The sequence below is a fragment of the Dyadobacter fermentans DSM 18053 genome (assembly GCF_000023125.1).
GTDB classification, from domain to species: domain Bacteria; phylum Bacteroidota; class Bacteroidia; order Cytophagales; family Spirosomataceae; genus Dyadobacter; species Dyadobacter fermentans.
In genome coordinates this window covers 2084233-2098262 of the sequence record NC_013037.1, presented here as the reverse complement: position 1 = coordinate 2098262, position 14030 = coordinate 2084233, and the positions used below count along the sequence as shown (strand labels likewise).

At 51.5% G+C, this 14030-nt stretch carries 11 protein-coding genes; all 11 read right to left on the bottom strand.

The features are described from left to right. Positions 1 to 1137 precede the first annotated feature (1137 nt). The gene (locus DFER_RS08485) at positions 1138 to 2016 is read right to left on the bottom strand and encodes a HEPN domain-containing protein (protein ID WP_041734839.1); all 879 of its coding nucleotides are present in this window, start codon (positions 2014 to 2016) and stop codon (positions 1138 to 1140) included. 39 nt (positions 2017 to 2055) lie between these two features. Beyond that, positions 2056 to 2370, bottom strand: coding sequence for a helix-turn-helix domain-containing protein (locus DFER_RS08480; RefSeq protein ID WP_015811214.1), 315 nt, complete (start codon positions 2368 to 2370; stop codon positions 2056 to 2058). 61 nt (positions 2371 to 2431) lie between these two features. Beyond that, positions 2432 to 2788, bottom strand: coding sequence for a type II toxin-antitoxin system PemK/MazF family toxin (locus DFER_RS30870; RefSeq protein WP_015811213.1), 357 nt, complete (start codon positions 2786 to 2788; stop codon positions 2432 to 2434). Further along, positions 2785 to 3009: a hypothetical protein gene (locus tag DFER_RS08470; RefSeq protein ID WP_015811212.1), complete on the bottom strand. Its 225-nt coding sequence runs from the start codon at positions 3007 to 3009 to the stop codon at positions 2785 to 2787. The genes DFER_RS30870 and DFER_RS08470 overlap by 4 nt, the downstream gene beginning before the upstream one ends. A gap of 84 nt (positions 3010 to 3093) precedes the next feature. After that, positions 3094 to 3852 (bottom strand): transcriptional repressor AgaR, encoded by a 759-nt coding sequence (gene agaR, locus DFER_RS08465; protein WP_015811211.1) that lies wholly within the window; start codon positions 3850 to 3852, stop codon positions 3094 to 3096. Positions 3853 to 3984: 132 nt separating this feature from the next. Further along, positions 3985 to 4254 (bottom strand): ACT domain-containing protein, encoded by a 270-nt coding sequence (locus DFER_RS08460; protein ID WP_015811210.1) that lies wholly within the window; start codon positions 4252 to 4254, stop codon positions 3985 to 3987. 2 nt (positions 4255 to 4256) lie between these two features. Continuing rightward, positions 4257 to 6284, bottom strand: coding sequence for an alpha/beta hydrolase (locus DFER_RS08455; RefSeq protein WP_015811209.1), 2028 nt, complete (start codon positions 6282 to 6284; stop codon positions 4257 to 4259). A 2-nt stretch (positions 6285 to 6286) separates the two neighbouring features. After that, entirely contained in the window at positions 6287 to 9550 is a 3264-nt protein-coding gene (locus DFER_RS08450; RefSeq protein ID WP_187293441.1) for a DUF5107 domain-containing protein, read from the bottom strand. A gap of 35 nt (positions 9551 to 9585) precedes the next feature. Further along, positions 9586 to 11496 (bottom strand): glycoside hydrolase domain-containing protein, encoded by a 1911-nt coding sequence (locus DFER_RS08445; RefSeq protein ID WP_015811207.1) that lies wholly within the window; start codon positions 11494 to 11496, stop codon positions 9586 to 9588. 11 nt (positions 11497 to 11507) lie between these two features. Next, positions 11508 to 12710, bottom strand: a complete 1203-nt coding sequence (locus DFER_RS08440) for an NHL repeat-containing protein (RefSeq protein ID WP_015811206.1) — start codon at positions 12708 to 12710, stop codon at positions 11508 to 11510. Continuing rightward, positions 12707 to 13918: a hypothetical protein gene (locus tag DFER_RS08435; protein WP_015811205.1), complete on the bottom strand. Its 1212-nt coding sequence runs from the start codon at positions 13916 to 13918 to the stop codon at positions 12707 to 12709. The genes DFER_RS08440 and DFER_RS08435 overlap by 4 nt, the downstream gene beginning before the upstream one ends. Between the last annotated feature and the right edge of the window lie 112 nt (positions 13919 to 14030).

Genomic DNA, 14030 nt, shown 5'->3' with positions numbered 1-14030 from the left:
GACCTAGTCATCACCTCCTGTATGAAGCGCTTGACTTCCGGGATCGCCCGTAAACGGAGCAGTAGGGCTATCTCTTGATATATGTTTTGTTTCCATTCGAATTGATGTAGTACCTTCCACCTCTGGGACCAGTATGAATTACTCGGTTAGATGGGGAGATGCGGTATGTATCTGTGCTCGGTGCGTACCTTGGGGAGTACTCAGTATTGCTTTCTTTAATTTGTTGCTGGCTGCTTCCCTGCACTTTGCCTCGCCTTATTAATGTATTCTTAAATAGTAAGACGTCATTTGATTCATGCACATAAATCTCTGATAGATATCCGTAATAGTCCCCACTTGAAACGATCCAATAATTATCCTGATAGCCTAGCAGTCTTACTGTGTCTTTCTTGTTTATGAATTTAATAACGTCCGAAATCGGATCACTTGATTTTCTGATTTTTCCGTCCGTTTTAAGTGTAGTTGTTAACGACATATTGTCGCCGCTACTACCGAATTTCATCGTTAAGTGCTGATCTTCGAGTATCTCAATTTGTGTCCTAATTGATCTTAACGTATCGGTCTCTTCCTGTATTCGCTTCTCAATCCGAGCTACTTCCTGTTTAAGGTGGCCCAATCTCTGAGCATGATTTGTTTGGCCATGCACATAAAAAGGAACAAGAAGGAAAGTGCAAACCTTGATTGTGTTGTAAAAGTGGTTCATTATCGAAGTATTTTGGAGGGTTAATTTAGCACGGTAACTTTCGCAGGATGAACTACCAATTTAGAAAATTGTTTTTTACAACCAATGGTAAAAAAAGGAAGGATAGTAGTAAAGATCGGCCAGTGCCAGCGGGTTGCTTAATTTACTACACTACGAGTCATCTATTAATACGACTTATCTTTGTTGTTTTTTATTCAAGAAATGGAACAACGTAAGGGACGGTTCTAGCTAGGGTTAGAAGTAGCCGCAGCGCGGCTCCCTGTTTGTAGCTACGCAGGGCATATCCCTAAATGCCCGGGCCCCGGCGGGGCCTCCTGGGTTATGCCAATGGATTAGGAGGCTCCTCCGGAGCCAAGGGAACTCGACCACCTTTTTTGCTATAAACAGTTGGCTCCTCCGGAGCCGGAAGCAATCTTTATGCAGTTATTTAACGCTCAACCTGGATTCGAATTTCGCATATCCGCAATCCGCTCTTTGCAAATCCGTTCCGTCAAATCTCTCAACAGCCTCACCCGCTCACCCAGGTATTCCAAATCTGCTTTCTCGATTTTGTAATTCATATTATAGCGCGAATCGATGTATGCCTTTTGTAGCAATTCAAACAATCGCTTTTCCTCGGGCGTGTTTTTCGGGAAAACCGTTGCAAAATGAGGATGCAGTTTTTCAACCTGATTTCCTAATTTCTCGATGTCGTGAATCTTAGGTTTATAGTCGGTGAAAACCAGAAGAATAGCAACGTAAAATCGTTGGGTTGTCTGATGAAGCTCAAATGCGGCATTATTGTAATAAGAATGCTTTGTTTCGCCTTTATAGAAATGGAATTCGAAAGTTTCAAAGAAATTATTTGCCGAGTCAAACCATGATGCGAACTGCTCTTTCGCCTTCTTCTGTCTTTCTTCGGGATTCAAATTCTTCGGTTCAGCCAATTTACATTTCCCCGAATCAAATAGCACAATGCCTTCCTTTAAAATATCAACAAAGAAATATTGATTCCGCTCGATTTTGTCGTTTACAAAGCCAATGCTGTGTTGAATGATCGTGGTTCTTGTATTCTCTTCATTACCGCTTAACTTCTTGCCAAGATTCCACCATATTTCGCCGTCTTTGGCAGATTTCCTGTCGTTGGTAATGACGAGAATATCATAATCGCTCACATATTCAGTGTTCTCGTGAAAATCCTCTACCCAATCCCCACGCGCGTGGCTGCCGAAAAGAATGATCATTTCGGCTGGTGTGTTTTCTATGATGACTTTGGTGAGCGCTGTTAGTTCTTCTTGCTTGTGGTCGGGGAGGTGGGAGATGGAGGTTTTCATGTGTGTGTGTAGAATTGTGCGGGTGTTAGGAAGATACATTTACTCTCCGATGCTGATGTTCAGATTCGGTAGCTCCACCTGCAATTTTACCTTTGCCTTTAAAGCAGTGAAAACCCTCAATAGCATATCCATTGTTGCGTTACTTGCATTACTTTCAAGTCTCGATATTTGCGCTTTTTGAACACCAATTAATTTCCCCAATTCCTCTTGCGTCAGATTTATTTCTTCTCTGGTTTCTTTGATCGCTTTGCCAATTAAGTCCATTTGAAGTTCATACTCAAATATATCACGCTCCGGAGTTCCTATTTTTCCGATCAGTTTATCCTGAACTTCGTCTAATGTATATGCCTTCATCTTTTCTATTATTGTTTGTCTAATACAATAGCGCGTCGGTCAGCTGGCAGTAGGTTCCAATTTACCCTTTTTCTATTCCTAATTGGAAGCAAAGCGCGTCCAAAATCTCAATCTGCTTTTCAGGGTCATTGACCGACCCGTAATGTGTAGAAAGCCTTTGTTTGTCCAATGTGCGGATTTGATGGCATAAGATAATGGACTCGTTGCTTAACCCAAAGTTATTTGCCGGGATCAGTACCTCATTGGGATATATTCTCCTGCCTGGCTTCCGGGACGTAATTGGAATTACATTTACAACACTCAGAAGGTTGTTGATGGTATCTTCGCTGATTACCAGAACGGGCCTGGATTTGCCTTGTTCAGAACCAACTACGGGATCCAGATCAGCGCGATGTATAGACCATCTTCTTATGATCATAGGGTTTCATCTTCGATAGCACCGAAATCAGCCTGAATCTCGCGGATGTCTGCAAGAAATAACGGGTCGTTAGCGGCCATTTTCAATGCTTCAATCTTTTGAGATTTCACATCGATTTGGTCGTTAACATACACAGTCACCTCCTTTTTATTACGAAAATCAGGCGGGAGCGTCAGGATTACCTGGTTGTTTTTTACCGGACAAACTGTTTTATACGTCATCTCGAAAAACTTTTAGTAATGTACATTCGCAGTTTTCAACCGCTACATTCAATTTCGAGTTCCAAGGTCATAAAACTTACCTTCCTACGCAATAATCACCTCAATATTATGCTGTTTCAGCATCTTCAAATCCGCTTCTTCAATCTTTTCATCCGTCACCACTTTATTAATCTTCTCAAATCCGCAGATGAATGCCAGGCCGGATTTTTTGAACTTTGTGGAGTCGGCGACGATGATGACTTCTTCGGCGATGTCGATCATGATCTGGTTCAGGTGCGCTTCTTCCATGTAGTGCGTGAAGAAGCCGGAGTTGGCCTTCATGCCGTCGATTCCGAGGAATAACTTGTTGCAATAGAGCTGTTTGAAGTTGCGTTCGGCCATCGGGCCTACGAGCGACATCGAGAATTCTTTGAGGTAACCGCCGGGCATGTACACCTGCAAGTTCTCAAATTGGGCGAGGTTGTTGACGATGTCGAGCGCGTTGCTGATCACCGTCAGGTTTTTGAATTTTTCGAGGTTGTTGGATATTTCGAAGGTCGTCGTGCCCGAGTCGAGGATGATGCTGTCGCCTTCGTTGATGAGCGACACGGCCTTTTTGCCGATCAGCCGCTTCGTGTCGTGGTTGATCTTCCGTTTTTCCGTGACGGTCAGGGCAATGTTGTTGGTCTTGAAAGCGCCGCCGTGAGCCCGCACGAGCAGGTTGCTGTTTTCCAGCTTGTCGAGGTCGTTGCGGATGGTGACTTCGCTCACTTCCAGCATTTCACTCAAATCGTTCACATTCACTTCACCCAACTCATCCAGTTTTTGCAATATAAGCGAGCGGCGCTGTGCGGTCTTTTTCATGGAGTTAATCCGTTTATTCTATAACTTTTTGTCGATCCAGGGGCATTGGTAAGCAATGTCGGGCCGGGCAAACCAGCTTGCAAATGTAGCAATATTCAACCATAAGCACGGGCAAAACTCATGACGGGCCGCTCAAATGGCGGTCGGGTCCGCGTCGTCGTCACGGTGGGCGAAGGCGCGGTGTACTTCTATGATTTTTTCGATGCGTGCGAGGATCAACGTCATCATCTCTTTTGGAAATGCGGCTTCCACGATGATCCGTTTTAAATGGTCGTCTTCCGTGGCGAAAACCTGCATGTAGCTCACCTCGAAGCGGCTTTTGCCGAATACCTGCAAAAGCCTGCTCAAAACCTGGTTGGTGTCGCTGGCATAGACCGATATCCGGCTGGACTGGTTTTCCATCGCTATTTTTTCACTTTCACTTTAAATGAAACCCGCTTCGTTTCGCGGATGAACGAATGCGCGCCGTGGCTGTCGCGGCGTGTGTTGCCGGTTTTAGGATATTCGTAAATGCCGTAAAACGCGATTTCATGTCCATCCGGGCAATCGGGCCTGATCTGAACCTGCGAGGTGAGCCGCTGCGCACCCGACCAGTCGTTTCGGCCGAAAAACAACATTCGCCGGTTGCTCATTGCCACATACGGATCTTTGGTATACAATTGCAGTCCGAAATCGTGCAGGGAATCCAGGTCCGATTTCGTAAAAATGCTGATCCACTCGCCGGGATTGGCGATTCCATTGCCGTTTCCTTCGCCAACGCGCGTCTGCTTTTCCTGTTCGAGGTTCACATTCTGGCCGTCTGCGATTTTGAAATTCACAAGGGTGGATTGAGGTGAATAAAAAGGCACTTCGAGCAAAAACTGGTCTTTTTTGCCATTATAGGTCAATATCAGTTTAAGCTTGGCGCGGTCGAGGTTTGCATTGCGGGAGCGGATTTTAAAGCCGGTCTTCTCGTGCAATGCGCCCTGCGCAATTTTTCCAATGGTCGTTGCCACGTCCATTACTTCCACCTCTTCGTCCTGCGCGATGAGCTCCATGCGAATGGAGTCTACCGCCGCGCCGCCTTTGTTGAACAGGAGCGGGCTCAGCGTGACAATGTCGCCCACGGCGGGCATCTGCCGGTCGAGGGTATAGGTGGCCATCGTGATATGGCCAGCATCGCCGGTGAGGTATAGCCCCACATTGGTTTGCAGACCCGTTCCATTCCATTGAATGCGGCCTTTGGCATCGCTGGTTACGCTGGTGCGCGAGATTTTGCGGGAAGTAACTTCCAGCTGGATCAGCTCAAAACGGGTATTGGGCGGGTAAATGCTGTCGCTGGTCAGGTTCACAGCCAGGTTCGGGACGGCCGGGCCATCGGGGAGCCATTGTTTGGTGTGTAAACTAAACCCTTCACGCCGGACGTCGTCGAGGATGGTGAAACCGGGGATTTTCCGGTCGGACTTCACGTCGTAATTCCAGACTGAAAAATTGGGAAAAACATCAATATGGTGCCACTTTTCCGGCTTCGCGAGCGGCATGCGGAAGTAATGCATGTGGAAATCGAATTGGGACTGGATATTGACCGCATTATGAAATCCCCGGAAATAGCCGATGCCGTAATGCCAGCTTTCGTAGTTCAGTTCCAATGTTTTATACGCCTGATCTATTTCCTGGTCGTGCTGGCGCAGAAAATCCTTGCTGCCCAGATGCATCCGAATGGGCAACCCCACAAAATTTCGCCCCATTTCCTTGAAAGGCGTGTAAATCTGCAACGCTTTCGGACCGACGGTAAATGATGCCGAAGGGCAAAAAAACGAAGCGCTGGACAACAAATGCGGGTATTTGGACGCCACCAGCATCGACATAAACCCGCCCATACTCAGCCCTGAAACCGCCCGTGCCTCGCGGTAGGCCCGGGTGCGGTAATGCGTATCGACATAGCGCACGAATTCGGGGAAGTAGTCGGTAAACTGCCGGTCTTCCTTCACCGGCGCGATGTCGTAAGGGCGCGGGTATTGGGCCGGCACATAGCCGTCCCATTTGGCGATAATCACATCATGACCAGCTACGTAGGTCGCGAAATTGTCGAGCGAATCAGGCCCGCAACGCTCGTAGTTGCCATTGAACTCGTCATAATACCGCGCCTCGCCCGAGCGGGAAACTTCGCCCTCGGCAGGGCCATTGAACCGCCCCGCATTGCCGTGGAAATAGTAAATCACCGGATACCGCCTTTCGGGATGCTGGTAGTAATCGGGCGGGAGAATGAGACGGACGTTGCGCGTTTCCCTGAAAACCTCGCTGTAATGCGTCCGGTCTTCGATAATGGCCTTTCGCGCGGGCTGGGCGTACGCATTTATGCATGCCGCCACCAGCAGCACACCGGCGAGCAGCCGCCTGGCATATCCATTGTTTTTCCCCAAAATGATCACGCTGTTTTTCAAAATCATCATGCTTACTGATCTTCCTTTTTGCGCATTGCTGCCAGGTTAAGAGCCCTGAAAAAGAGGCTGGTTATGTTATACTTTTTAGTCGCTGTCAGCTCTTTTTGAAGCTGCGCGGCGCGGCTGTCGTCACCCTCGGCCCTGGCCATTACCCATTGCACTTCCGGCGCGTCGGAGCCTTTGGTAAGCTCCCAATTTCGCAAGGAATCCTGTTCCGTTTTCCAGCCTTTCAGGTATTTTTCGGCCACATCCTGCTTGCCGGCATTGCGCAGCAAGTTCACACCCAAATAGTTACTGAATGCATTGCGGTTGCCTGCCTTGTCGGGATTCAGGGAATAATCGACGATCGCCTGCTCGTACCGGCGCGCCTTTTCCGCATGGCCGAGTTGCGCTTCGCAGTAAGCCGCTAGGTAATCGATCAGCCGGGTGTCGGGCTCGTGCGGCTTGCCGGTACCGAGGTGCTCCGGCCACAGGCGGGCCTTTTCGAGCGACTTCAATGCATCCTTGTATTTCTTGTTTTCTGCCAATGCCAATGCATTGGCCAGGTGGGCCGTCACGTACAAAGTATGGCCTTCCCGCGCGCCTTCTTGTGGCAGTACCTGCACTTTATCGAGTATTTTTAAGCTCGCCTCAAACTTCCCGGCATCGAGCAGCGATTTGGCGTAGTCGATACCGATTACGGGATTGTCAGCAAAGCGCTCGAATGCCTTCCGGGCGTTTTCAAGCGCTTTTTCCTCCGATTTTTGACTATGATAAAACTGGGTAATGTAATGCCAGCTGCGCCATTCTTTGGCGTTCATTTGGTTAGCTTTCACAAAATCAGCCTGCGCCTTGCCCGGGGCTTCATTTTGGAATAAAATGCCTCTTGCCATGTAAAAAGGCGCATAATCCGGCTCGTTTTGGCACGCCGCAAATTGCTTTCCGGCATTCTCCTTGTCGCTGATATGCCAGTAAATGAGCCCCAGATAATAGCGGTTTTTCCACGAGGAATGCTGGTTTTCAGCCCAAATCAATACGGGAATGCTCTCAGTCCTGAATGGAAAAACCCGCTCGGCGGACATGGCAATGGCATTTTGCAAATGCTTTTTACTTTCCGATGGATTCGAGTCGCGGTGAAGATAGGCCAGCCAGTATGAAACGGTGGGGTACGCCGGGGCCAGCGCCAGGAGCTGCTTAGCCTCGGCATTTTGCCCCTGGTTCACATAGTCCATCGCCAGTTCCAGATAGGTTTCATGCGGCAGCTCGTTGCGGATCGCATCCTGGAAAGTGGCGCGGTTGGCCTGCCTCGGGTCAAGCAGGTATTGTTCAAAATGCGCATAATGGCTCAGCGGATCGATAGCCAGCAATGCTTTCCACGTCTCGATGGCTTGTTCCGGTTTGTTGAGTTTTCGGAGCGCGGTACCGAGCAACTGGTAGGCCGCGAGGTTATTGCGGTTATAGTCCAATGCTTTCCGCGCGTCGCTTTCGGCTTTTTCAAAATCGTTTTTCTGTAAGGCAATGCCCGCTAGCTGCGTGTAGGCGCCGGAGCGGTATTCCATCGTCCAGGCCGCTACGGACAATGCTTCTTCCGCTTTGGTGAGGTCGCCGAGCTTGCGGTGAAGTGCGCCGTACAGGTAGTTGGCGCCGCCATGATAGGTGTTTTCGGCCATAACCTTCCGGGCAAAATCCAGTCCCTGCGCATATTCGCCTTTGCGGTAATGGTACTCGGCCAGGCGGATCAATGCGCCGCTGTGCGTGGCTTCTTTTTCCAAAACTGCCTGGTAACGCTGGCGCGCGCCCTCGAAGTTGCGCATCGCATGTTCATCCTCGGCCAGCTCAAAAAGCCGTTCTGCCGAATGGAAATCCTGTTTGTCGGCGGAAAGCAGCGGCCGATCCAGCACTTTTTCAGGACGTGAAGCCCACACCAGCCGGTCGTTGCCGACGGCCACGCGCACGGGCTTACCATTCGCCCCGGATTGCGGCAATGCAATCGCTTTTGAATACACATCCATCGGTTTCAGCGAAAGCAGTTCGCGATGGACCGTCTGCCCGCCCATAGTCACTTTCAGCGTATCGCGAATGGCCGAAATAGGGTTCAGGTATATTTTCAGGCTATCCCCGCCCGCTACCACATTGAGCGTGCCATAGGGTGAGGCGTCGGCCATCCCGCCGGAACCTTTGACGGGGAACCAGTATTCTGTTTTGGTTTCGGAATAATACGGCCCTAGTGATTTTTGGTTAAACGGACTATGAAACCCGCTGCGCTCCGCCGCCTGGTTCAATGTCACACCCGACTGTGCCTCAATGTATTGCCCGTCTTTATCGGTCAGCAAATCCTCCCAAATCGCCCCTTCTCGTGCGCGCGACCAGATCCACAGTTTTTTGCCGGGCGCGTCGGAGTAGGGCGCCCAATGCCCGAAACCGAACTTGCGGTCGTGCCAGTAGCCGCCAAACCATTCGGTATGCGTCCCCACGACGTGGTAAGATTTGTCGCCGCCGGAATTATTGTTCTTGTAATAAGACAAATCCACGCCCTTTTCATCCAACGGCCACGGACTCGCATTGCCGTCATGCCCTACGTGGTGCGTCCCCGGAAAAAAGAACTGCATGTCGTCCGAAGCCCTGAATGCGGCGTTTTCCCACGAAAGATAGGCATCGTGGAGGGGCAGGGGATTATACCAAAGGCTTTGGGTTTCGAAATAGGCTTTGTCTTTCGGAAGTACAATTTTCACCCGCCATTGCGTACGCGAGGCGAGGTCCAGGCCGCCTACGGTGCAGGTAACGCTGCCGTCCGCATTGGTTTGCATCACATAATCCACCGGAGCGGCTGCCCAGGGCGCATGGCCGAGGTCGAGCCCGAAGTTGTGCTCGATGCCGCCGCTCGTCCAGGGGCCGCGGATACCGATCGCGCGGAATTTCATCACGTGATTGGTATACACAAATTCCTCGCCGGTAGATTTCTCCACCGCGCCCATCACTTTACCACCTACCTCGGGCAACACCTGCACTTTGATGTACGGGTTTTCCAGCTCCACGATCTTCCAGTTTTGCGTCGTACTCTTGTTGGTATAGCCGTCAAAAACGTTGTATGGATAAAATGGCGCCACTTTCTTCCCAATACCCATTACCGGCAGCGGGCTGGGGTCGGAGTAGGGGTAGGTCTTCATCGGCTGCACTCTTTCCGAAATGCCGGCATGCTGTGCGTGCAATGGAGGGGATAGCGCCAGCATGGCCAGCATAAAACCGGCCATCCGGGCATGGGCTGGCGACAGGGAGATGGAGGAAAAGGTAATCACGCGTTCAAATGCGGGTTTTGGAAGGGTGTCAGAATTTACTTTTTGCTCTTGGAAATCAGCTCGCCCAGCTCCATGCGGACTTTGTACCATTGCTCCTGGTCGTAGCTCCATACATCGAGGTTACCGATGGATTTATCGCCAAACGGCTCCTTAATGAGCTGGTCCACCAATGCATCGGCGCGCTTCGGGTTACCGTCGAGCTTAGTGAGCAGGCGCAGGTATTCGTATTCCTGCACGCCATCGCGCATGGTTTTCAGGCGGATAGACGGGCAAGGTTCGGATACGTTCGGCACCATGCCGGGTTTGTAAATCACCGAGCCGTTGCCATTGAATGTCCGGTAGGTAAATTCCGCATCGGCCTCCGAGGCTTCCTTGTAGAAATCCTTCCAGGATTCGGGATCGTACCAGCCACGTTCCCAGCCTGCGCCCACGCCCCAGCTGATCCAGGAGTAGGTTTTGTATTTCCAGCACGACCAGCTGATCGCCCGGTCGCTGATTAATGGTAAATCAATGAACGTAGAGCTGCCGACCCAGCTGTTCAGCTTCGCTTCGTAGAGCATCGGGCCGTAGAGCCAGTCTTTGATGCCCATTTGCTGGTAATGCTTTACGGAGTCGATGTTGTAGTTGATCGTGTGCGAGGCCCAGTCGGTAATGGACTTGCCAATCACGTCCATAGCTTGCTTGGTGTACGCACCATCCACCCGGAATTTTGCTTCTGGATATTCCTTTTTGAACAAATTCCCATAAAACACCATCCGCGACCATGCTTCGGGGAAATACGACTCGTCCAGGCCGTTCAGGTATACCGTCAGCAGCGTCTTTTTGGGGTTCACCATCGGTAGCAAATGCTGGCGCACCTGCCGGATGGCGCTCGTGTAAATAGCCTGGTTGGCCGCATTGCGCTCCACTTCCGGCTTGCCGATATCGGGCCAGCCGGCGGTGCCATGCTTGCCGTACACGTCGAACGGCAGCGCGAAAGTTTCGAGCGGCTCGCCGTAGCCGGGGCCGTTTTGGTAGCCGTGCGCCTCGGTGAATGCCGCGCCGGTGAGGTATTTTTTCAGTCGTTTGTCAAACTTTTCCCATTGGATGTCCACCTTTCCGTTTTTGACCTGGATTTCCGGGTCGTAAGTCGGGTCCATAAGTGAAATGCGGTTGCGCTTGAAGAGCTGGTACACAGCGAGTTCCTGCTTTTCGTCCATTCGGCTGAGGAAACCCTCGTGTTGCAGGCTGGCTTTGAACAGGTTTTCGTTCGGCAGTTCAAAGTCCCAGACGGTCAGGCTCACCGGCATTTGCCTTTTTTGCCCTCCGATAGTGACTGTCATGATGCTCTGGTAAGTACCTGGCTGCGCAGGTGTTGCACCCGCCGGAATGAATTGGTCCACCCAAATCACCTGCGAACGCTGGTTTGCGATGCGGTTGTTAAAATCCGGCAGTGTAAACGGGTACACCCAGCGCCCGCGGACTTTGGCCGAATCGGTCTGAATGTATTTGAACGGGATCAGCGCATCGGGATACCAGCCTTTTCCGAGGGTGGCGCGCGGGTAGCCGGTGCTCGTACTTTGCACATTCACAGACCATTCCAGGAAAAGCTCCGGCTTCGCCGTAAGCTCCGCACTTCCATTTTTGAATGGCGTCATATCGATTTTAATGCCCGTCAGTTCCGCGTCCGATTCGTTGGTCAATACCAATTGAAAGGACACATATTCCCCGCGCGCGCCGTGCAGCGAAACTTGCTTTCCGTCATAAATCCAGTTCTTATCCAGCAGATTGCCCGTTTGCTTAGCGGGCACGCCTTTGAAACGGTGTTCGATAATTTCATTCGAAACGGGGTCGAGGCGTACGGACGCGGGCAATGCACGCAGGCGCCACGGATCGGCGGCGTGGGAAGCGTTGTTCCATGCAGTGAATGCAAGCAAACAAGCGAGGAGTTTGGTAAATTTCATCATGTTCTTTGCATTTATTGGCCTACGGGAAAGATCATCAGTTGGCTAAGGGCTTCATCTTCACCCATGACCATGTATTTTCCATCCGCCGAAGCGGCCAGTGTGCCCAGCTGAAAGCCCCGCCACAGAATGCCCTGCTCGATGCCCGGCGCCACCATTTTGAATTCAGGATTGCCGAGGTCCACAAAACCGGCATTTTCATCATAACAAAACAAATGCGAATACCCCGGCGCACCGCCAGCGAGGCCATACAGCTTGCCATCGCGCCCGAACGCCAATGCCTGCAAGCGGCCCATCATCATCGGTTTGCCCAGGTTTTTGATCTTTTGCGTGGCCGGGTCGAGTACAAACAGCTGACCGTCGCCTGCGTTGCCGCCGTACAGCTTGCCATCCGGCGATTTGGCCCAGGATTCCACCTGTCCCAGCACCTCGCGGCCCCACACGGCCGGCAGGGGCGTTTGCAGGAATGTAAAGCGCTTTTTCGCAGGATCGAACGCAAATATCCGGTTACCCGCCGCACTGCCGTAAACCAGGCCCTTATTATCCTGCACAAGCGCCTTGCAGAGGTAAACTTCCGGTCCCGAAGCGAAATCATGGAAGTTTTTCAGCGCTTTTTCATTAGGAACGAGGTCATCGAATACCTGCACTTTTTGAGTGGCAATGGTGTAGGTAAAAAAGCGCCCGCTTGGGTAGCTGATGCCGTACAATTCGGAGCCATCCCGGTTGGCCAGTAATGCAAAAATGCCTTCTCCGGGCACAGGAGCGCCCAAATCTTTAACCTCGATAGCATTACCCTGCCCGATGCCGACCTGCAACAGGTGGCCCGCCTGGCGTTCTTTCCCCGCCTGCGGCATGGTGCCTGCATAGAGCTGATTGCTGCTCCCCTTGCAAAACCCCGTGGCAATGCCTTTTTGTCCCGGAACTATATCTTGTAAATCCCGGACCGCCACCACATTCCGTCCCGAAATGGAGGCGATGAACAGATAGGGCGACAAGCCTTCTTTCGCCGTCGTTCCGCCGAGCACCCGGTCGCCTTGCACGGTGAGTGACGTGATCGCGTTGCGGTACATGGGCAGGCGCTTCTCGGTGCTGTTCGGCAGCGAAACTTCGATGGCGAATGCCTCTTTGGGGGTAAAAAACGTGTATTGCGCCAGCAATGGGCCTGCGGAGGTTACCAGCAATGCGGGCAGCAGTATTTTTTGGGTGAGCTTTCTCATTTCCGGATTTCTTTTTCAGGGTTGAACTGGATCAGATAGGGGCGCGTGTCATCGCCTTTTCCCGACTGGTTGCGCCGGGCGGCGAAGTACAGGTTGCCGTCCTTGTCCCGGATATCGGAGCCGGTCGCCTCGGTAATGGCGGTGATCGGGTAGTCTTTCAAAATGGTCTTTTTGCCCGTAGCCGGGTCGTATTCCACCAGCACGGTCTTGTCTTTCAACACATAGTTTCCGTGCCCGCCGATGATGTAGTAGAGCTTTCCGTTCCGGCCCACATTCAGGTTGGGCACATAGGGCCCCCAGGCCGGCGCCTGTCCGGTTTCGATCACGCCGCCGAGGTCTTCCACCTTGCCAATGCCTTCTTTTGCCGGGTGGAATGCGATGAGCTTAGCGCCGTAGGTGATCAGGTAAATAATGCCTTTGGCTTCGTCTTTGGCATATGCCGTCACGCCGGTGATGATTTTGGAGCCGGGCGTTCCGGGGAAGGCGGGCAGGGCTTCTCGGGCAAATACGAGGCTGTCGGCGTCTTTTTCATACTTTACGAGCCGCTGGCGCCAGTCCACATAATAGCAGTTGCCCCACCAGTCAGTAAACAGCACGCGCGGCACGTGCGAGCTGGCAAGCCGGCCGAGGTCGCGGAGGTTGTTTCTGGCCGGATCATACACCAGGAAATGCGCCTGCGGATAGGTAACGGCGTACAGCAGCCCGGTTTTGGGATCGATATCTACGTCTTTGATACTCTCGTACTGCATGCCTATGCCGAGGTTTTTCAATCCGCTTTTGGCATTCCATTGCATAAAAAAGCCGCCCGCATAACCCTGCGGGTGCTCCATCAGGTATTCCTCGCGTGACTCGCCGCCGTCGGTCGAGAAGAAAATAGTACCGTCCTGGCCTGCAACGATTTTGGAATGGATCTTCCCCTGCCATTGATACGGCCGCAAATGCGCCATATCGCGGATGAAGCCGTTCAGTTTCATGGCATGCTGCGCCGGGTCGAACGTGTAGAGGCCGATGTTATTGGCGTGGTTGGTAACGCCTATGTGCACCGTGTTGGCAGCCGCATTATACCCGATCGAGCCCCAGGTGGAATGCGCCTCGGGAAAGTCGGGGTATTCGATCGTGGCGATGTGCTTGTCGATAGTGCCTTTGGGCTGGGCAAAGGCATGGGCTGCGCACAGGCAGAGCAGCCAGAGTGGTAAATGGCGTATCAATGGGAAAGGGTTTAGGTAAATGTCGGTTTCTGAATGCTAATGTAAAGAATTTCTATAAAAGATATGATTTGAAAGTAAAATATTTTCGATTCATTTCTTTTGTAAAAATATA